This is a genomic window from Microbacterium sp. LWO13-1.2 (assembly GCF_038397725.1).
GTDB lineage: Bacteria > Actinomycetota > Actinomycetes > Actinomycetales > Microbacteriaceae > Microbacterium.
The window spans coordinates 3372472-3390809 of the sequence record NZ_CP151634.1; the positions used below are offsets into that span (position 1 = coordinate 3372472).

Genomic DNA, 18338 nt, shown 5'->3' on the forward strand with positions numbered 1-18338 from the left:
GTTCACCAGCTGCGCATCGCGGCAGCGAGGTCATCTGTCATCGGTTCGAGGGATGCTCCCTCGTGAGCCAGGCGGGCGATGGCGACCGCCTGTTCGAGTGCCTCGGGAAGCGGGTGGACACCCACGCCCCAGTCCTTCGCCGTCGTCGCGATGAGTTCGGCCGCCAGAGCCTGCAACGAAAGCGAGAGGTCCATCACCTCGATCGGGTTTCCCTCACCGTCCGTGCAGTTCAGGCAGTCGCCCTCGCTGATGACGAGGACCGTCGTGCCGTCGGCACGGGTGTACTGGGTGACACCGGCGCGAACGGAATCCGCTGTCCCGAGAGCATCCAGTTCCGGCATCGGAAGCTCGAACGCGCCACCACCTGCCGTGCAGAGGATGACGCCGTCCGGCATCTGGTCCACATGCGCAGCGGTGACGGCTCCGGCGATCCCGGTCGCAGCGAAGACCACCTCCGCGGTCGGCGCTGCGTCGGCAAGGCTCATCACCCTGTACCCGTCGTGCAGTGCCTGCAACGCCTTGATGGGGTCGAGTTCGGTGACGACGACGCGCGCGCCGAGCGCAGCCGCGTGAAGGGCTACACCCTTGCCCACCCAGCCGTATCCGACGACGACGACCGTGCGTCCGGCGATCTGCAGGTTCGTCACGTCGAGCAGGGTCATCACGCACGACTGGCCGGTGCCGTACACGTTGTCGAAGAGGTACTTGGTCTTGGCATCGTTGACCGCGACCACGGGGATGCGCAGCGCGCCGTCGTCATGCATCGCCCGCAACGGGCGCACACCGCTCGTGGTCTCCTCCGCAGCCCCCAGGAGGCTGCCGACGAGGGCGGGGAACTCGCGGTGCGCGAGACGGATGATCGATGCGCCGTCGTCGAGGATGATGTCGGGCGCGGTACCGAGGTACTCCCTGGCGAGTTCCAGGTCTCGCTCATCGCCGACGCCTTCCTCCGCGAACACGGCGAGCCCTTCTGCGGCGAGGGCATCTGCGGTCTCCTGGTCTGTTGACCGACCCGAGCAGTACACGCTGACCTCCGCCCCGGCATCGCGCAGAGCGAGCGCGAGGTTCGCGGTCTTCGGCTCGAGTACCAGCCCTACTCCGATGCGGTGTCCTTTGAGTGCTCCAGACTCGGCGAGGCGTACCGAGATCCCGCGGAGCACCGGCATCCCTCTGCCTGCCCAGGCGATCCGTCCGGCTCCGGCACGCGCCCGCTCTTCGAACGTGCTCATGGTGCGATCCCTTCGCTCAACCAGTCGGCCGCGTCGTCTTCCTGCTCCGCCCGCATCGGGTCGAGCTCCACGCCCAGGCTCGCGAGCTTCGCAGCTGCGATCGCGTCGTCGAGCTCGGCGGGAATGATGTGCACGCCCGGCTCGAGACCAGCGGTCACCAGGTGATGTGCGCCGATACCCTGAACCGCGAACGTGAGGTCCATGATCTCGACCGGATGCCCGCTCCCGCCGGCGATGTTCACGAGCGCTCCCCCGGACAGGACGTGAAGATCGCGATCGCCGATTCGATATGTGTCGATCTGCTCTCGAGGCGAGGAGATGGCGGACGCCGCGGCGGCGAGTGCATCGACGTCGACTTCGAGATCGTGGTGACCGGCGTTGGCCAGGACGACGTCGTGCCGGAGGAACGGCAGATCGCGCTCGCCGATCGCTCGCATCCCTCCGGTGCCGGTGACCACGAAGGTCGCGTCCGGCAGCACATCCCGGGCGGCGCCGACGGCGTGGCCGTCCATGAACGCTTCCAGGGCGCGCACCGGGTCGACTTCGATCACGCTGGTGCGAGCTCCCATCGCCTTGGCGTACTGCGCGATACCGCGGCCGACGTACCCGTAGCCCACCACGCAGAATCCGGCTCCGGCGATCTGACGGTTCGTCAGGCGAAGCATGGCCTGCACCGTGGTCTGCCCGGTGCCGAACTTGTTGTCGAAGAGGTGCTTGCAGCGTGCGTCGTTCGCCGTGAGCGCCGGGAACGGCAACCGCCCGGCTTCGTGCATGCGGTGCAGACGCGCCGTCCCCGTTGTCGTCTCCTCCGAGACTCCGCGGAGTCCTGCGAACAGCTCGGGGCGGTACTGACTCATGCGCATCGTCAGCTCGGCGCCGTCGTCGATGATGTACTCCGGTGCGTGGTCGGCTGCGATCAACAGCTCTCGCTCCCAGGAGTCGTAGTCGCCATCAGGTTCAGCGACGACGGTGAGTCCGCGTTCGCGGAGGGCCTCGACGACATCACCTCGGGTGGTGCGCGGATTGCTGCCGGCGACGATCACCTCGGCTCCGGCATCCGCGAGCACGGTGGCGAGGAAAGCTGTCTTGGCTTCGAGATGCACCACGACGGCGATCCGCTTGCCTTCCAACGATCCGTCGGAGATGCGCCGACGGACGAACCCGTCCAGCACCGGCGAGTGGCGGCGCACCCATTCGATCTGCGCCCGTCCGACGTTCGGGTCTCCCGAGCGCGAATCCTGTGTGACATCCATCGAGACTCCGTACAGAGTTGTGTCCTGCGTGATTGCATCCTGCGCGCGGATCGACGGGTGTCCGATCCGCGTGCTTCCGCCTATCTAAGCGGTTAGAACCGCTGATGACAAGAACCTCGTGGGTGTCGACCACCATAGCAGGGGAAACGACGACGTCAACGTGTCTGTTGAGGCTGCGGACCGACCCCGATCACGAGGGCAACTGTCGGCCACCCAGTTCGACGATCTCGCGGAGCGCCTGCAGGTGACCGCCGAACGCGTTCGATCCGTCAGCAGTGGCACGTACCCACGTGCGTGGTCGGCTGCCGACAATTCCTTTGCGGACGATCACGTAGCCTGCCTCATGCAGGTGTGCGATCGCCTTGCTGAGCGCGGAGTCCCCGACCTGGAGGATGTCGGCGAGCGTTCCGAAATCGAGTTCAATGGCCTCGTCCAGGGAGGCCATCAATGAGAACCGGATGGGACTGGCGAAGTTGTCGTCCAGGCGCGTTCGCGGGTGCGGCGAGCGCGTCGGCTGCGGGTCAGTCGGCATCGCGACCGTCGAAGAACGCGGCCGCCACGAATGCCAACACGACAACGACCGCAGCGATCGAGATGATCAACGGGTCGAGCGGCTGACGGAACTGCACGAGCACTGCGCAGGCGAACACTGCCCAGCCCAGCACGAACGCCGCCCATTGCGGCCAATACCAGACCGCACCCAGTGCCGGAAGCCGGTCGCTGATCTGCACCGCGATCCACCAGCCGAGCATCAGGAGGATCAGCGCCATGCTGAACAACGATGCCGGCACCGAATACGCCACGGAGGTGATCGCGATCGCAATGCCGAACACGGCGCCGATCGTCAGGGTGAAGTTGCGAGCGACCGTGGCAAGGGGCGCCCGGGCGCGCCGAAGGACCGCTGGACGTGCGCGGCGGAGATCGCGTACGGCGAGTCCGCCGAAGACGAGGAGGACCAACCCGCCTGGCGCCAGGCGCAGAACGAACGGGATGTCCGCGCCGACGATCTGAGTTGCGATACCGACGACGACGCCAGCGACGGCGACGAACCCGAAAAGCGCATACGCCCAGCGCTCTGTGCGCCGCAGCCGCGACTGGAAGCCGAAGCTCTCCTTGAGCTCGCCGGACAGCTGGATCCACACGAGTAAGAGAGCGATGAGCGTGATGAATGACGAGCTGCTGGAAGATCCGAACCCGAACATCATCACGGACAGATAGACGGCCAGCGCGGCCGCCTCCGCCAGCGCGACCCACGCGATTCCACGCCGATCGATTCGCTCCTCCCGACGCGTCGCGACCACGTCGACCTCATCGAGGTACGCCTGCGCGACATCCGCGGTGGGCGGTTCCAACGGCTCGGCCGCCGATAGCGGTTTCTGCTCCATCATCGCCCTCCCCAACTTTCCGGTAGGAAAGTCCATCTTCACTTTCCTACCGGAAAGTCACGATGAGGTCAACGAACCACGCGCAGCAGAAACGACGAAGGCCGCCCCACACCTGGGACGGCCTTCGGAAGAAGTGCGATTGATCGCTGGGTCGCTCAGCGGCGAAGCCCAAGACGCTCGATCAGCGAGCGGTAACGCGCGATGTCGATGTCCTGGAGGTAGCCGAGCAGACGACGGCGCTGACCCACCATGAGGAACAGGCCACGACGCGAGTGGTGGTCGTGCTTGTGCTCCTTGAGGTGTTCGGTGAGGTCCTTGATGCGCTGCGTCAGCATTGCGACCTGCACCTCGGGGGATCCGGTGTCACCGGGGTGCGTCGCGTACTCTTCCATGATCGCCTTCTTGGCGTCAGATTCGAGTGGCATAGATGGGATCCCCTTTCAGTTCGTTGCGCGGCGCCCAACACCTGATGTGCGAGCTCTCTTTATCCGCGGCCGATCAAACGGCAACCTGAAGAGTCTACCAGCAGCGGCGCCTGCCTCTGCACACGGGCCGATAGCCTCTTCAGGTGCAGTTCTCCCGCGGGCATCTCATCGACCTCACTCCCCTGCGGGCCTCCCCGGCCTTCGCCCGGATGTGGGTCGGCTCGTTGCTGACCGGCATCGGCGGCCAGCTCACGATCGTCACCGTGATGCTGCACGTGTTCGATCTCACCGGCAGCACCTTGGCGGTCTCGATGATCGCCGTCGCCGGACTGGTGCCGATGGTCGTGGCTGGCCTCTACGGAGGGATGCTGGCTGACGCGTTCGACCGACGCAAAGTCGCGCTGATCGCCGCATCGATCGCCTTCTGCGCCACGGCACTTCTGGCGGCGCTCACCTGGGCCGGCGCCGAGACCATCTGGTGGCTGTACGCACTCAGCATGATCATCGCCGCGACGAACTCGGTCGGCTTCGCCACCCGAACCGCCATCGTGCCGCGACTCATCCCCCTCGACCAGCTGGCCGCCGCATCCGCTCTGAACGGAATCTCCTTCGGCATCACGGTGATGGCGGGCCCTGCACTCGCGGGGCTGCTCGTCGCGCTCACCGGCTTCGGGTGGACGTACACGATCGACGTCATCCTGATGACGTCGATGTTCCTCGGCCTATGGGCCCTGCCGGCGCTGCGCCCGGAGGGCGAGACCGTGCGCCCAGGGCTGGCATCCCTTGTCGACGGGTGGCGGTTTCTGCGCCGAGCCGGCAACATCCGGATGCAGTACCTGCTCGACATCATCGCGATGACCTTCGGGCAGCCGCTCGCCCTCTTCCCCGCCCTCGGTACGCTGCTGCTGGGCGGAGGGGCCGTCACGACGGGAATCCTGACGGCAGCGGTCGCCGTCGGGACGTTCACGTCCAGCCTGTTCTCGGGCCGCGTGGTGCAGTACCGCTGGCATGGCCGCGGCATCACCCGTGCGATTCAGGCCTACGGCGCAACGATCGCCCTGTTCGGAGTAGTGCTGCTGATCGGCGCGTTCACGCCCGGCACATCCGAGACCTCGCCGAACATCATCCTCATCGTGTGCGCGTGCATCGCGCTCGCACTCTCGGGCGCCGCAGACAACGTCAGCTCGATCTACCGCAACACGATGATGCAGGCCGCGGTCCCCGACGCGATGCGCGGCCGCCTGCAGGGTGTCTTCATCATCGTGGTCGCCGGTGGACCTCGCGTCGGAGCCCTCTACGCCGGGGTTCTCGCCACGGCGACGTCGCTGTGGTTCCCCCCACTGCTGGGCGGATTCCTGGTCATCGCACTCGTAGCGATGCTTGCCAGGACGAACCCGCGTTTCCGCGGCTACGACGCACTGAACCCCGAGCCCTGAGGACCCGGGGTTCAGACGGCCGAGGGCGTCAGCTCTGCTCGAGAGCGCCCTGCAGGTCGAGGCTGATGGTGATCTCCTTGCCGACGAGGACTCCGCCGGTCTCCAACGCGGCGTTCCAGGTCAGACCGAAATCCTCGCGGTTGATCGTGGTCACCGCCGAGGCGCCGGCCTTGTAATTGCCGTAAGGGTCGGTGCCGAATCCACCGAAATCGAATTCGAAGCTCACCGGCTTCGTGACGCCGCGGATCGAGAGGTCGCCGTCGACGAAGAAGTCGCCGCCCTCGACGCGGGCGCCGGTGGAGACGAACTCCATGGTCGGGAAGTTCTCGGTGTCGAAGAAGTCCGCCGAGCGAAGGTGCGTGTCGCGACCGGAGTCCTTGGTGTCGATGGAGGTGACGTCGACGCTCGCCTCGACCTTCGCCTCGAGCGGGTTCTCGGGCGCCACCAGGGTCGCGTTCTTGATGCCGAAGGTGCCGCGCACCTTCGAGATCATCATGTGGCGGACGCTGAACGTGACCTCGCTGTGCGCGGGGTCGAGGACCCAGGTGCCTGGACGGTAGCCGGGGATGTCGATGCTGGTCATGGTTGCTCCTCTGGGGACGTGGACCGCTGCTGCGGCAGGGGCCGCTTCTGCGGCATCAGAGGAGACAACTCACATTCACATGAATGTATTCCGATGAATGTGAAATTGGCCCCGAATGCAGAAGACGCCCCGATCATCAGATCGGGGCGTCTTCTGGAAAAAGGGGTGATCAGCCGACAGCGACGAGGTCGATGATGAAGATCAGCGTCTTTCCGGAGAGGAAGTGACCTCCGCCGGCCGGACCGTATGCCAGCTGCGGCGGGATGACCAGTTCACGGCGTCCGCCGACCTTCATCCCGGGGATGCCGTCCTGCCAGCCCTGGATCAGACCGCGCAGCGGGAACTGGATGGTCTCGCCACGCCCCCAGGAGGAGTCGAACTCTTCGCCGGAGTCGAACTCGACACCCGCGTAGTGGACGGTCACGGTGTCGCCGGGCTTCGCCTCAGCGCCGTCGCCTTCGATGAGGTCCCGGACCACCAGTTCCGTGGGAGCGGGGCCGGTGGGAGCGTCGAACTCGGGCTTTGTGCGATCAGTCATGACTCCATCCAACCCGAGCGTCCCCGCCGGGTCAACGCAGATGATCCGCTGAGCGCGAACGCACGGGCCGGCTCAGCTCGGGCGCATCATCCGCGATCCGTGATGTCGCGCCCGAGCCGCTGGGACACCCACACCGGGATGAACGAGGCGAGGATCACGATCGTCGCGACCACGTTGACCGTGTTGGCCTCATTCGGACGCGCCATCTGGTTCATGATCCACAGCGGCAATGTGTCGACTCCCGGCGGAGCCGTGAAGATCGTCACGTACACCTCGTCGAAGCTGAGCGCGAAGGCGAGGATCGCCCCCGCGATCAGGGCGCTGCGGAACTGCGGGAAGGTGACCATCCGGAACGTCTGCCACGGTGTGGCGCCGAGGTCCTGGGATGCCTCCTCGATACTCGGATTCAGCCGACGCAGTCGAGCGAGGACGTTGTTGAACACCATCACGATGCAGAAGGTGCCGTGCGCGATGATCATCCCGTAGAAGCCGACCTGGATGCCGATGGGCTCGAGCATCCGGTTGTAGGTGTTGTTCAGCGCGACGCCTGTGACGATCCCTGGGAGGGCGATCGGCAGGACCACCAGCAGGTTCACCGCCCGCTGGCCGAAGAAGGAATATCGCTGCAGCGCGAAGGCGACGAGCGTGCCGAGGATCACCGCGATCACCGTCGCCCCGCTCGCGACCAGGACGGAATTGAGCAGAGCGATCCGCACCGGCTCGCTCGAGAACGCCTTCCCCCACCACTCCAAGGAGAAGCCGGTGACCGGCCAGCTGACGATCCGCGCCGCGTTGAATGAGTTGAGGACCACCAGTCCCAGCGGGATGTACATGAAGGCGAGGATGACCGCGACGAGGACCCCGAGGATCGCTTTGGAAGTGCGGGACAGTCTCAGCATGAGCCGCTCACATCCTTTCGAGAGCACCGGTGCGCTGAACGCTCACCAGGTAGATGACGACGAACGCGATCGGGACGAGCGAGTACGCCGCGGCGAGTGGCGGATTCAGGTTGATGTTCGAGGCGATGACACTGCCGATCATCTGGGTGTCGCCGCCGACGAATCGTGCGACGAGATAGTCGCCGAGGCTGAGCGAGAACGTGAACACGGAGCCGGCGATGATCGCGGGCTTGATCAGCGGAAGCACGACGGTCGTGATCGTGCGCCAGGAGCCTGCGCCGAGGTCGGCGGAGGCATCGAACAGGTTCGGCGGCAGCTGCCGGATCGCGGTGTACACCGGGACCGCCATGTACGGAAGCCACAGGTACGTCAGCGTGAGGACGACCGTCCCGAGCGTGAAGCCGGGCCCTTCGATACCGAACGGTGCGAGCATCCAGTTGAAGAACCCCTCCTTCGTGAACGTGATGCGCATCGCCAGCACCTTCACCAGATATCCCGCCCAGAGGGGCAGGGTGATCGCCACCGCCAGCAGGGCCCGCAGCCACGGCGCGGCCACTTTAGCCATGAAGATGCCGAGCGGCACCGCGATGAGGATCGACAGCACGGTCACGCCCAGGGCGATGCCGAGTGTTCGGACCGATGTCGAGAGGTAGGCCGGGTTGATGAAGAGCTGCTCGAAGTTGCGCAGCGTGAACCCGGGTTTCACTTTCGAGGTGAATGGATCCGTCACCCAGAAGGCGGTCACCAGCAGCATCACCAGCGAGAAGATGTAGATCCCGATGAGCCAGGTCATCGGGAGGGCCAGGAGGCCGGCGATGCGTGTGCGCCGCGTCATGTCGATCCCGTCGTCGTCGTTGCGGAAGCTTCCGTCCCTGGGCGGGACCGGAGTCCCGCCCAGGGCGCGTTGGATTCGTCGTCTCTCAGCCCTTGACCGAGAGCCAGGCATCCGTCCACTGCTGGAAGTTGGTGCAGGTGGCCTCGTCAGCGGGGCGACCGTCGATGCACTGCTCGATCGGGGTGGTCCAGAACCACACCTTCTCGAAGTACTCCTCGTTCGTGGCGTTGTAGTACTCGCAGTGCACCTTGGCCTCGTCGCTCGTCTCGCAGAATGCGGCGTTGGCCGGTGCCATGCCGAAGTTCATCGCAATGGCACCGTTCACCTCCGGAGTGGAGGCGTAGTCCATCCACGCATAGGCGCAGTTCGGGTTCTTGGCCTCGGTCGCCAGCATCCAGGCATCCGACCAGCCCGTCGAGCCCTCCTCGGGCAGCACGCTCTTGAACTTGTCGTCTTCGGTGAGCTTGCGCAGCACCTCCCACGACGTGCCGAGCACGGTGGTGCCACCGGCGAACGACGTGATCTGCGCGGCGGGGTCCGACCAGTATTCGGAGACGATCTCGTTCTGCTGCTTGAGCAGCTCGACGGCCGCGGCGAGCTGCTTCTCGTCGAGCGCATACGGGTTCTCGATGCCGAGATCAGGCTCGTGCGCCATCAGATAGACCGCGGCATCCGCGATGTAGATCGGAGCGTCGTACGCGATGACCTGACCGGCGTACGGGCTGTCCTTCTCCCAGGCGACATCCCAGCTCGTTGGCTCCTCAGTGACGACATCGCTGTTGTACTGGAGGATGTTGGCGCCGCGACCGATCGGGATGCCGTACGACTTGCCGTTGATCGTGTCGTAGATCTGCCCCTTCATCCCTTCGACGATGTCGTCGCCGAAGCTCGGGATCAGCTCGAGGTTGAGAGGCTGCACGTCGCCGCCTGCGATCAGGCGCAGGCTCGCGTCGCCCGATGCGGACACGAGGTCGTAATCGCCGGTGCGCATGAGCTGCACCATCTCGTCGCTGGTGCCGGCGACGCGGCGATTGACCGTGCATCCGGTTTCCTTCGTGAACTCGTCGCTCCAGGCCGGTTCGACGAAGCCGCTCCAGGCGACGATGTTGACGTCGCTCTCGTTCTCGCCGAGTTCGCCGAGCATGGGGATGTCGGGTACCTCGATCTGGAGTTCACCGTTGCCTTCGGTGGACGGCTTTTCACCCCCGCCAGAACAGGCGGAGAGCGTGAGGACGGCGACGGCCGCCATTGCGGTGGTGGCCAGGATCTTGTGACGCATGGATCGCTCCTTTGTGATCAGTGCTGCAGGGTTTTCAGTGGTGCCGGTTGCTTCAGGGAAGCCGGGCCGCATGCTCAGGGGTCCATGCGGCTCGAACGAGATCCCCGCGGCCGAAAGCCGCTCCGGACGTGGGGTGGTGGGCATTGGGCTGCTCGGCGATGATGTCGACTCCGGCGTCGGCCGTGACCAGATAGCGGGTGGCCGGGCCGGTGTAGACGACCTCGCGGACCGTGCCGGTCAGTGAGACGTCACCATCGCCGAGTGGTTCGTCGCGCGCCGTCAGACGCACGCGCTCCGGACGGATGCTCATCGTCCGACGGTCACCGGTGAGATCCTCGGCGAGTTCACCGCCGATGAGGTTGGAGAGACCGAGGAAGCGGGCGACGAACTCGGTCTGCGGGTATTCGTACACCTCGCGAGCCGTGCCGACCTGTTCGATCCGTCCGTTGTTGAACACGGCGACGCGGTCGCTCAGCGTGAGCGCCTCCTCCTGGTCATGGGTGACGAAGATGAAGGTGATGCCCACCTCCCGCTGGATCTGCTTCAGTTCGATCTGCATCTGCTCGCGGAGCTGCTTGTCGAGGGCTCCGAGCGGCTCGTCGAGCAGCAGCACCTGGGGACGCAGGATGAGCGCCCGCGCGAGGGCGATCCGCTGTCGCTGACCACCGGAGAGCTGGTGAGGCAGGCGATCGGCGACGTGGTCGAGCCGCACTTGCTCGAGGGATTCGTGCACGCGACCTGCGCGCTCTCGGCGTCCTTCGCCGCGAACGCGCAACCCGTAACCGACGTTCTCGGCGATCGTCAGATGCGGGAACAGCGCGTAGTCCTGGAACACGGTGTTCACCTGGCGGGCGTGCGGTGGCGTCCTGGTGACATCGACACCGGACAGGCGGATGCTGCCGCTCGTCGCTTCCTCGAAGCCGGCGATCATCCGCAGCACCGTGGTCTTCCCGGAGCCTGACGGGCCGAGCATCGAGAGGAACTCGCCGGAGGCGACATCGAGATCGAGGTCGCGGACGGCTGTGAACTCGCCGAAGGACTTGGTGACACCGCTCAGCGTCACACTTCCCGGCGCGGCACGGTCGTCGTCGACTGCCGCAGTGGCGGGGGCCGTAGCGATCATCTCGCTCTCCTCTGGTCATCATCGAACGTGAAGGTGGATTAAACATATAAACCCAGAGGTAATATTTCAAGAGGCAGTTTTCGCCGTTCACCGCGGAAGGTGGAGAATCGCAGAATGGAATCGATGGCGATGTCGCGTACGGCACAGGATTCCGAGGCGCGTCCCGCCACCACTCAGCATCCGCACCGGCTGCAGGGCGCCCTGTTCCAACCGATCGGAGACGAGGGCCGGGCCGAGCTCGTCGAACGACGCCTGGTCGACGCGATCACGCGCGGCCATCTGCGCGCGGGAGAACGGCTCCCCTCGGAAGCAGACCTCTCCAAGAGCCTGGGCGTCGCCCCGGTGACCGTGCGCGAGGCGCTGCTCGCGCTGCGCGGCCGCGGACTCGTCATCACCAAACGCGGACGCAACGGGGGCAGCTTCGTCGCCGAGCACGCCGACCCGCTCTCCTTCGCACGCGAAGCCCTGCGTACCTCATCCCGACTCGCTCTGCGCGACCTCGGCGCTCATTACGCCGCGATCACCGGCGCGTGCGTGCGCCTGGCAGCGCGGCGCGCTGACACCTCGGAGACCCAGCAGGTGCGGCGACGGATGGAGCGGCTCGCCGACCTCGACCCGGAACAGCAGCGCCGGCTGCTCGACGACGTGCAGATCGAACTCGTCGCGCTGAGTCAATCGGCGCGATTGACCCGTGAGCAGATGAAGCTGCAGGCCGAGCTCTCCCCCTACCTCCGACTCGTCGCGCACGAAGTCGAGGATCATCGCCGCCAGGCGGCCCACCTCCTCGCGGTGATCGATGCTGTGGAGAAGGCGGACGCGGAAGCGGCCGGCAGGCAGACGGAGCTCATGGTGACCGAAACGATCGACGCGCTCATCGAACTGCAGACGCGGATCAGCTGAACCACATGCCCACCATCGACGTGCACAGGAGGACGTGATGAGTACGAAAACCCCCACTGCGATCGACGCAGCGGCAACGATCGTGCGGGAGTACTTCTCCTCGCCGATCCGCGCACTGCTCGGTTGGGTCACACCACTGGCCGAACAGCTCGCTGCCGTCGAGCGCAGTGGCCCTCTCACCAGGGCGAAAGTCGACGCACTGGTGCGGCCGTATGCTCTGGAGACGCTGGACCTCCCCGGCGTGCCGGTGTACGGTGCCGGGTTCATCGCCGCGATCGACCTGCTCTCGGATGCGCGCAGTCATCTCGCCTGGTGGCAGGGTGCGGAGCGCAAGCAGCTGGTTCTCGCATCACAATCGGTGAACAAGGAGAACATCGACTACAGCGCCCTCGAGTGGTATCGGGTGCCGATGTCGACCGGCGACCCTCACGTCGCCGGTCCCTACGTCGACTATCTCTGCAGCGACGAGTACACGATCACCATCGCGGCGCCCGCCGAGGTGAACGGCACCCGCATCGGGGTGGCCGGCCTCGATCTGCTCGTCTCCGCCGTCGAGCGCGAACTCACACCGAGGTTCACCGCGCTCGGGCACGAAGTGACGCTGACGAACGGCGTCGGCCGGGTCGTCGTCTCCACAGACCCGAGATGCGCCACCGGAGATTCCATCCGCGGCAGCCGACTCGAGGGGCTGCCTCGTATCGCCTGCGAAGGCGTCGCGCTCGACGTCATCGTCGAAGAGATCTGAGGGGGAATTCCGGATCTCTCTTGACACCCCGATCACGCGGGTGCACCCTGTTTACAGATCAACTCAGCGCCCGGGCGTCATGCAGGCATCGCCGCAGCACCGGGCGCTGAGTCTTGCTACGACAAGCTCTCAGTACGCGAGCAGCGCCGCCCTCGTCGCACGGGTGCGGATGAGCAGCGCACGTTCGTCCTCTGCGGCGAGCGGGTCGCGTCCGCTGATCGCCCGCTGACGGACAGCGGCAAGCGCCGCTGAATCCTTGATGAACTCGCGCATCAACGGGCGGCGATCGCCGCGCAGAGAAGCCGCCCACTGCAATCCGGTCTTGCGTCCGGCAGGGGTCGCGAGCATGGTCACCTCTTCCGGGGTGAACCATCCGGCAGCCGCGTACTCCCCCAGCCGCATCCGCGTCAGCCGGGATTCCTCCCGTCGCAGCGCGATGATCCCGAGGATGAAGCCGATGAACAGCGGCACCTGCAGGGTGAAGTACAGGCCGAAGAAGTCGGCGAAGGTCGCCGAGCCGTTCCAGAAACCGTGCAGCAGGATGGCGCCGAGCATTCCGAGCAGGCCGGCGCCGAGCGCCGCGCCCACCGGAGCATGCCGCCGCGCGGCCAGACCGATCGCGAAGCCGGTGAGCGCGGTGAACATCGCGTGGGCGAACGGCGACAGCAGCGCGCGCATCACGAACGTCACCGTGAGCTGCTCGCCGCCGCCCTCGATCAGGCTGATCGCGAAGTACTGGATGTTCTCGGTGAACGCGAACCCTGCGCCGACCAGAGCCCCGTAGACGACGCCGTCGACCGGGCCGTCGAAGGCACGGCGCGCGGTCAAGTAGATGAGGAGGACGCCGAGGCCCTTCCAGAACTCCTCGACGATCGGAGCCTGGATGACGGCAGCCACGGCGTCGGATCGCTGGCCGAAGAGAAGGGTCAGTCCGAGATCGAAGAGCAGAGTGAGCCCGATGGCGGCGATCGCGCCCCAGGCGACGGCGAAGAACAGGATGCGCTTCGGCTCCGGCTCCCAGCGGTCGATCAACCGCACCCCGAGGAAGACGATCGTCAGCGGAATGAGCGCGAGCACCATCCCGATACCGGATGCCAGCGCACCAAGCGCCCAGACGAAATAGCCGATCAGGGCGATCAGCAGAAAGCCGAGTGCACCGAAGAGCCAGATCGAGACCGTGCGGCCTTTCCTCGCCGGGACCGGCAGGCTCGGCAGGGACGGCGCCGGAGACGGGGCGGCGGGCGCCGGAGGTGCATAGTGCGTCGGCTGCGCGAGTGCCGATCCGTACTCCGGCTGCGGAGACCTCGGCGGCAAGTACGGCGACTGCGCATACTGCTGCGCAGAGTACTGCGCTGCTGCCGGTTGCGCCGGCGGCGGTGTGTACGACGGCGGCTGCTGCGGCTGGGACGGTCCTCCGGAACTCATAGCCAAAGCATATGGGGAACAAGCATTGCGCCCGCGGTCTGGCGAAGTCCTCCAGGAAGTTCGTGCTCGTCACCGGTAGCGTAGAGGTATGCGGTTCGCTCATCTGCGCCGTGCCGATTCCTCTCACATTGCTCTTGCAGTGGTGGAAGACGCCGATGCCATCCTCGTCTCCGATCTGATCCCCGACGCACCTGCGACCCTGCAGGAGCTCATCGAGGGCGGTGCTGACGCGCTCGACGCGATCAGGAGCGCTCTGGGCTCGAGCACCGCTCCGCGGCATCCGCTCGGCGACTTCGGTTATGCATCTGCCGTGCTCGCTCCCCCGGCCGTGCTCGCCGTCGGGCTGAACTATGCCGCGCACTCCAGCGAACTCGGCCTGAAGACCGACAGCGCGCCGACGGTCTTCACCCTGTGGCCGAACTCGCTGACCGGTCACGAACAGACGACGTCCTGGCCGCGGTCCCTGAGCGAATCAGTCGACTACGAGGCCGAACTCGGCGTGCTCATCGGCACACCGGCCAAGGATGTGTCCGCGGACCGGGCGCTGTCGTACGTCTGGGGTTATACGGTCGTCAACGACATCACCGCCCGCGACATCCAGTTCTCCGAGGCGCAGTGGTCGCGATGCAAGTCGTTCGACGGCTTCACTCCGACCGGCCCGTTCGTGGTCACCGCAGACGAGGTCGCCGACCCGCAGGATCTGCATATCTGGACGATCGTCGACGGCCACACCGTGCAGGATGCCTCCACCGGTCAGATGGTCCGCTCGGTGGCGACGTTGATCGCACACTTGTCCCAGTCGCTCACACTGCTGCCTGGCACCTTGATCTCCACCGGCAGCCCCGGAGGCGCCGGCTACTCGCGCGATCCGCAGATCTTCCTCCGTGATCGCTCGACGGTCACCGTGGGCATCGACGGCATCGGCGAGCTCACAACGCACTGCCGCATTCTCGGCTGAGAGCTTCGACGCACTCCGAGGCGGAAACGACAGAGGGCGGATGCTGCACGCTGCAGCATCCGCCCTTCGTCATCGGGCCACTCAGATCTCGGTGAGATCCTCGGCAGCGATGATCGGGATCGCCGCCGTCACCGCTTCGAGTCCGGAGAGTCGGGCGGGCGAAAGCTGCTTGATGACCTCTTCGCGCGACATGAGCCCTGCTTCGACGACGAGGTCGGCGACGTTGCGATTCGTCAGCAGTGCCGCCTTGGCGAGTGCCGCCGAGGCCGCGTATCCGATGAACGGCGTCAGGGCGGTGATGACGCCGACCGATGCACCGACCATCGCGCCGAGACGGTCGCGGTTGGCGGTGATGCCGTCGACGCAGTTGACGCGCAGCGTCCACATCGCCTGACGCATCCAGGTGATCGACTGGAAGATCGAGTGCGCGATGACGGGTTCGAAGGCGTTGAGCTGCAGCTGACCGCCCTCGACCGCCATGGTCACGGTCATGTCGGCACCGACCACCGCGAACGCCACCTGGTTGACGACCTCCGGGATGACCGGGTTCACCTTGCCTGGCATGATGCTGGATCCTGCCTGCCTCGCCGGCAGGTTGATCTCGCCGAGACCTGCCTGGGGGCCTGAGGAGAGCAGTCGCAGGTCGTTGCAGATCTTGGACAGCTTGACCGCATTGCGCTTCAGCGACGAGGAGAAGGACATGAACGAGCCTGTGTCGCTCGTCGACTCGACGAGGTCGGTGGCTGTCTCGAGGTCGAGGCCGCTGATCTCGCGGAGGTGCTTGAGCACGACGGGCGCGTAGTCCACGTGCGTGGTGATGCCCGTGCCGATGGCGGTCGCGCCCATGTTGATCTCGAACATCAGCGACGCGTTCTCGCCGAGGCGGCTGTGGTCCTCGCCGAGGGTGGTCGCGAAGCCGTGGAACTCCTGGCCGAGCGTCATCGGCACGGCGTCCTGCAGCTGGGTGCGGCCCACCTTGAGAACGTCGTGGAACTCCACGGCCTTCCCGAGGAAGGAGCGTCGGAGGAGGTCGAGTTCGTCCAGCAGCGACTGCAGCGTCAGCGACAGGCCGATCTTCACGGCCGTCGGGTACACGTCGTTGGTCGACTGACTGCGGTTGGTGTGGTCGATCGGCGACAGGAAGGCGTAGTCGCCCTTCTCGCGTCCGGCCATCTCGAGCGCGATGTTGGTGATGACCTCGTTCGCGTTCATGTTCGTCGAAGTCCCGGCACCGCCCTGAATCACGCCGACGGTGAACTGATCGTGGAACTCGCCGTCGATGACGCGCTGCGCTGCCCGGTCGATGAGATCTGCCCGCTCCGCGTCGAGGACGCCGATCTCCCTGTTCGCGCGCGCGCTGGCCTGCTTGACCATCGCGAGGGCCCTCACCAGGTCGGGGTAGACCGAGATGGGGCGCTTGGTGATCGGGAAGTTCGCGTCGGCGCGGGCGGTGTGAATGCCCCAGTACGCGTCGACGGGGATCTCCATGCTCCCGAGGGAATCGGTCTCGGTGCGGGTCAGGGCAGGCGCGGCAGAAGCCATGTCACATCCTTGTGGGTGGTGGCGGGTGAGAGGAATTCGGGGGATGCTTCTATTCTACGTCGCTCCGCGAGTGGGTCTTGCGGGCGAACGCTTCGAGGCGCTCGGCCGGCGTCAGCCCGGACATCTGCTCGAGCCACGCCTCGGAGAAGTAGTCACCGGTGGGAGCATCCGTCACCGGCACCACGGTGTGCGTGATCGTGTCCGGGTGCACGTGCACCAACTGGAACGACTGCGCGGCATCCATTCCGTTGACCGCGGATGCCGGCAGCGCGACGTTCATCGTGTAACAGGTGGCGGACGCCACGCTCACCGGAACGCCCGCGAAGGTGCCGTGTGCGGAGTAGTGGAGATGCCCCGCGAGGATGCCGCGGACATCACTGCCGCGGATCACCTCTGCCAGTTCATCCTGATGCTGGAGTTCGAGGATGTCGAAGAGCGGGATGTGGCTCGGCAGCGGCGGGTGGTGCATCGCGAGCAGCGTGCCGTGCGGGGCAGGCTGACGGAGCTGCTCGGCGAGCCACGCCCGTTGCCCGCCGTCGAGGTCGCCATGGTGCCATCCGGGCACACTGGTGTCCAGGGCGATCAGCCGCAGCCCATCGAGATCCCAGACGCCGGTGACGGGTTCTTCGGTGGGAGCGAGATCGAGCAGCCCCTCCCGAAGTGCCGGGCGTTCGTCATGGTTCCCTGCAACCCACACGACGACCGCGCCGAGCTCGGCGGCGACCGGTTCGACAGCATCGCGCAGCCGTCGATACGCCTCGGGCTCTCCCAGGTCGGCGAGGTCACCGGTGATCACGATCGCGGCCGGATTCGGATGCACGACCCGGATCGCTTCGAGCGTCCGTGCGAAATTCGCCTCGACGTCGTACCGTCCGGCGAGGCGGACTCCCCCTGCGAGATAGTGCGGGTCGCTGACGTGGATGATCACGTGGGATGCCGGCTCGTGACGACCGAAGACGTGCTCGCTGGCGGAGGGCGCAGACATGGCATCAGCCTAGGCGGCGAGACGGACGATCGCCTCGCCGCCTCCGGAATCACGCCTCGTGTCGACGAGCGTATTCCGAGAACACGACCCCTGAACCGAACACCGTCGTACTCACCTCCTCGAACTGCGCGGGGTGGTACGGACGGGTCCCGAACAGGGGGATGCCATCACCGAAGAATGAAGAGATTACAGCACCTGTAGTGGTTGCGCTAGGGTGAGCTCATGGCAAAGAACGAGGCGAGACGCCGCACGATCACGGATGCCGGCCTCCGGGTGCTCGCGCACGACGGCTCCCGCGGACTCACCCATCGCGCGGTCGACCTCGAAGCCGGCGTGCCCACCGGGACGACATCGAACTATTTCCGCACCAGGGACGCCCTCATCGAGGGGCTGGTCGAACGCATCGGCGAGCGGCTGGCGCCGACCCCGGAGGATCTCGCCGCGCGCGCGTCATCCGTTCCGAGCCGAGCACTGTTCGCGGACTACCTCCGCGACATCGTGCGTCGGCTGAGCGACGATCGCGACGTGACGCTTGCGTTGTTCGAGCTCCGCTTGGAAAGCAGCCGACGTCCGGAGCTGGCTGCTGTGCTGGGCGCCTGGCAGCGATCGGGTCTGGATGCCGACGTCGATTTCAATGCACAGGCAGGCCTCCCCGGCGGGCGGCGGGAGATCGCGCTGTTCCACTATGCGATCGACGGGCTCCTGCTCGACCGTTTGACGACGCCGATCGATCCTGAGACATCGACCGACGATGTGATCGATGACCTCGTCGCGGGGCTCCTCGGCTGAACGCCGCAG

General features: G+C 66.1%; 19 protein-coding genes. 5 read left to right on the plus strand and 14 right to left on the minus strand.

Going from position 1 to position 18338, the window contains the following annotated elements:
- Window positions 1-2: 2 nt before the first annotated feature.
- The 5 genes from MRBLWO13_RS16230 to rpsO all read right to left on the minus strand — a co-directional run bounded on the left by MRBLWO13_RS16230 (window position 3) and on the right by rpsO (window position 4292).
- On the minus strand, window positions 3-1229 hold the full coding sequence (locus MRBLWO13_RS16230) for an adenosylhomocysteinase (RefSeq protein ID WP_341975119.1): 1227 nt from the start codon (window positions 1227-1229) through the stop codon (window positions 3-5).
- A complete protein-coding gene (locus MRBLWO13_RS16235) occupies window positions 1226-2482 on the minus strand; it encodes an adenosylhomocysteinase (protein WP_341975120.1) in 1257 nt (418 codons plus the stop codon). Before MRBLWO13_RS16235 ends, MRBLWO13_RS16230 begins: the two co-directional genes overlap by 4 nt.
- 190 nt (window positions 2483-2672) lie before the next feature.
- Window positions 2673-3014, minus strand: coding sequence for a transcriptional regulator (locus MRBLWO13_RS16240; protein ID WP_341975121.1), 342 nt, complete (start codon window positions 3012-3014; stop codon window positions 2673-2675).
- Window positions 3004-3870, minus strand: coding sequence for a hypothetical protein (locus MRBLWO13_RS16245; RefSeq protein WP_341975122.1), 867 nt, complete (start codon window positions 3868-3870; stop codon window positions 3004-3006). The genes MRBLWO13_RS16240 and MRBLWO13_RS16245 overlap by 11 nt, the downstream gene beginning before the upstream one ends.
- 152 nt (window positions 3871-4022) lie before the next feature.
- Complete coding sequence (gene rpsO / locus MRBLWO13_RS16250; RefSeq protein ID WP_045280509.1) at window positions 4023-4292, minus strand: 30S ribosomal protein S15; 270 nt, start codon at window positions 4290-4292, stop codon at window positions 4023-4025.
- 143 nt (window positions 4293-4435) lie between these two features.
- Here rpsO and MRBLWO13_RS16255 point away from each other — a divergent pair, with 143 nt between their 5' ends.
- Complete coding sequence (locus MRBLWO13_RS16255; protein ID WP_341975123.1) at window positions 4436-5728, plus strand: MFS transporter; 1293 nt, start codon at window positions 4436-4438, stop codon at window positions 5726-5728.
- A gap of 28 nt (window positions 5729-5756) precedes the next feature.
- Here the strand turns inward: MRBLWO13_RS16255 and MRBLWO13_RS16260 are convergent, their stop codons facing one another.
- The 6 genes from MRBLWO13_RS16260 to MRBLWO13_RS16285 all read right to left on the minus strand — a co-directional run bounded on the left by MRBLWO13_RS16260 (window position 5757) and on the right by MRBLWO13_RS16285 (window position 10985).
- Window positions 5757-6311: a YceI family protein gene (locus MRBLWO13_RS16260; protein ID WP_341975124.1), complete on the minus strand. Its 555-nt coding sequence runs from the start codon at window positions 6309-6311 to the stop codon at window positions 5757-5759.
- Window positions 6312-6480: 169 nt separating this feature from the next.
- Window positions 6481-6849 (minus strand): FKBP-type peptidyl-prolyl cis-trans isomerase, encoded by a 369-nt coding sequence (locus tag MRBLWO13_RS16265; protein WP_102191873.1) that lies wholly within the window; start codon window positions 6847-6849, stop codon window positions 6481-6483.
- A gap of 86 nt (window positions 6850-6935) precedes the next feature.
- Window positions 6936-7748 (minus strand): ABC transporter permease, encoded by an 813-nt coding sequence (locus MRBLWO13_RS16270; RefSeq protein ID WP_341975125.1) that lies wholly within the window; start codon window positions 7746-7748, stop codon window positions 6936-6938.
- Window positions 7749-7755: 7 nt separating this feature from the next.
- On the minus strand, window positions 7756-8583 hold the full coding sequence (locus MRBLWO13_RS16275; RefSeq protein ID WP_341975126.1) for an ABC transporter permease: 828 nt from the start codon (window positions 8581-8583) through the stop codon (window positions 7756-7758).
- Window positions 8584-8668: 85 nt separating this feature from the next.
- Window positions 8669-9862 carry an extracellular solute-binding protein gene (locus tag MRBLWO13_RS16280; protein ID WP_341975127.1) on the minus strand — a complete coding sequence of 398 codons (1194 nt, stop codon included), beginning with the start codon at window positions 9860-9862 and terminating at the stop codon, window positions 8669-8671.
- 52 nt (window positions 9863-9914) lie between these two features.
- Window positions 9915-10985 carry an ABC transporter ATP-binding protein gene (locus MRBLWO13_RS16285; RefSeq protein ID WP_341975128.1) on the minus strand — a complete coding sequence of 357 codons (1071 nt, stop codon included), beginning with the start codon at window positions 10983-10985 and terminating at the stop codon, window positions 9915-9917.
- A 123-nt stretch (window positions 10986-11108) separates the two neighbouring features.
- Here MRBLWO13_RS16285 and MRBLWO13_RS16290 point away from each other — a divergent pair, with 123 nt between their 5' ends.
- Together MRBLWO13_RS16290 and MRBLWO13_RS16295 are read left to right on the plus strand one after the other, a co-directional pair.
- The gene (locus MRBLWO13_RS16290) at window positions 11109-11885 is read left to right on the plus strand and encodes a GntR family transcriptional regulator (RefSeq protein WP_341975129.1); all 777 of its coding nucleotides are present in this window, start codon (window positions 11109-11111) and stop codon (window positions 11883-11885) included.
- 37 nt (window positions 11886-11922) lie between these two features.
- Window positions 11923-12630, plus strand: coding sequence for a cache domain-containing protein (locus MRBLWO13_RS16295; protein ID WP_341975130.1), 708 nt, complete (start codon window positions 11923-11925; stop codon window positions 12628-12630).
- A gap of 129 nt (window positions 12631-12759) precedes the next feature.
- Here the strand turns inward: MRBLWO13_RS16295 and MRBLWO13_RS16300 are convergent, their stop codons facing one another.
- Complete coding sequence (locus MRBLWO13_RS16300; protein ID WP_341975131.1) at window positions 12760-14055, minus strand: PrsW family intramembrane metalloprotease; 1296 nt, start codon at window positions 14053-14055, stop codon at window positions 12760-12762.
- Between the two features lie 88 nt (window positions 14056-14143).
- Here MRBLWO13_RS16300 and MRBLWO13_RS16305 point away from each other — a divergent pair, with 88 nt between their 5' ends.
- Window positions 14144-15013, plus strand: a complete 870-nt coding sequence (locus tag MRBLWO13_RS16305; protein WP_341975132.1) for a fumarylacetoacetate hydrolase family protein — start codon at window positions 14144-14146, stop codon at window positions 15011-15013.
- An 81-nt stretch (window positions 15014-15094) separates the two neighbouring features.
- Here the strand turns inward: MRBLWO13_RS16305 and MRBLWO13_RS16310 are convergent, their stop codons facing one another.
- Window positions 15095-16555 (minus strand): aspartate ammonia-lyase, encoded by a 1461-nt coding sequence (locus tag MRBLWO13_RS16310; protein WP_341975133.1) that lies wholly within the window; start codon window positions 16553-16555, stop codon window positions 15095-15097.
- 49 nt (window positions 16556-16604) lie between these two features.
- Window positions 16605-17540, minus strand: a complete 936-nt coding sequence (locus tag MRBLWO13_RS16315) for a phosphodiesterase (RefSeq protein WP_341975134.1) — start codon at window positions 17538-17540, stop codon at window positions 16605-16607.
- A gap of 222 nt (window positions 17541-17762) precedes the next feature.
- Here MRBLWO13_RS16315 and MRBLWO13_RS16320 point away from each other — a divergent pair, with 222 nt between their 5' ends.
- Window positions 17763-18329 carry a TetR/AcrR family transcriptional regulator gene (locus tag MRBLWO13_RS16320; protein WP_341975135.1) on the plus strand — a complete coding sequence of 189 codons (567 nt, stop codon included), beginning with the start codon at window positions 17763-17765 and terminating at the stop codon, window positions 18327-18329.
- Window positions 18330-18338: the final 9 nt, after the last annotated feature.

Coding starts and splice junctions, on each gene's coding strand:
- rpsO (WP_045280509.1), bottom strand. CDS start 4,292: ATGCCACTCGAATCTGACGCCAAGAAGGCGATCATGGAAGAGTACGCG.
- MRBLWO13_RS16235 (WP_341975120.1), bottom strand. CDS start 2,482: ATGGATGTCACACAGGATTCGCGCTCGGGAGACCCGAACGTCGGACGG.
- MRBLWO13_RS16295 (WP_341975130.1), top strand. CDS start 11,923: ATGAGTACGAAAACCCCCACTGCGATCGACGCAGCGGCAACGATCGTG.
- MRBLWO13_RS16310 (WP_341975133.1), bottom strand. CDS start 16,555: ATGGCTTCTGCCGCGCCTGCCCTGACCCGCACCGAGACCGATTCCCTC.
- MRBLWO13_RS16305 (WP_341975132.1), top strand. CDS start 14,144: ATGCGGTTCGCTCATCTGCGCCGTGCCGATTCCTCTCACATTGCTCTT.
- MRBLWO13_RS16275 (WP_341975126.1), bottom strand. CDS start 8,583: ATGACGCGGCGCACACGCATCGCCGGCCTCCTGGCCCTCCCGATGACC.
- MRBLWO13_RS16280 (WP_341975127.1), bottom strand. CDS start 9,862: ATGCGTCACAAGATCCTGGCCACCACCGCAATGGCGGCCGTCGCCGTC.
- MRBLWO13_RS16320 (WP_341975135.1), top strand. CDS start 17,763: ATGGCAAAGAACGAGGCGAGACGCCGCACGATCACGGATGCCGGCCTC.
- MRBLWO13_RS16245 (WP_341975122.1), bottom strand. CDS start 3,870: ATGATGGAGCAGAAACCGCTATCGGCGGCCGAGCCGTTGGAACCGCCC.
- MRBLWO13_RS16300 (WP_341975131.1), bottom strand. CDS start 14,055: ATGAGTTCCGGAGGACCGTCCCAGCCGCAGCAGCCGCCGTCGTACACA.
- MRBLWO13_RS16240 (WP_341975121.1), bottom strand. CDS start 3,014: ATGCCGACTGACCCGCAGCCGACGCGCTCGCCGCACCCGCGAACGCGC.
- MRBLWO13_RS16270 (WP_341975125.1), bottom strand. CDS start 7,748: ATGCTGAGACTGTCCCGCACTTCCAAAGCGATCCTCGGGGTCCTCGTC.
- MRBLWO13_RS16285 (WP_341975128.1), bottom strand. CDS start 10,985: ATGATCGCTACGGCCCCCGCCACTGCGGCAGTCGACGACGACCGTGCC.
- MRBLWO13_RS16265 (WP_102191873.1), bottom strand. CDS start 6,849: ATGACTGATCGCACAAAGCCCGAGTTCGACGCTCCCACCGGCCCCGCT.
- MRBLWO13_RS16315 (WP_341975134.1), bottom strand. CDS start 17,540: ATGTCTGCGCCCTCCGCCAGCGAGCACGTCTTCGGTCGTCACGAGCCG.
- MRBLWO13_RS16290 (WP_341975129.1), top strand. CDS start 11,109: ATGGCGATGTCGCGTACGGCACAGGATTCCGAGGCGCGTCCCGCCACC.
- MRBLWO13_RS16260 (WP_341975124.1), bottom strand. CDS start 6,311: ATGACCAGCATCGACATCCCCGGCTACCGTCCAGGCACCTGGGTCCTC.
- MRBLWO13_RS16230 (WP_341975119.1), bottom strand. CDS start 1,229: ATGAGCACGTTCGAAGAGCGGGCGCGTGCCGGAGCCGGACGGATCGCC.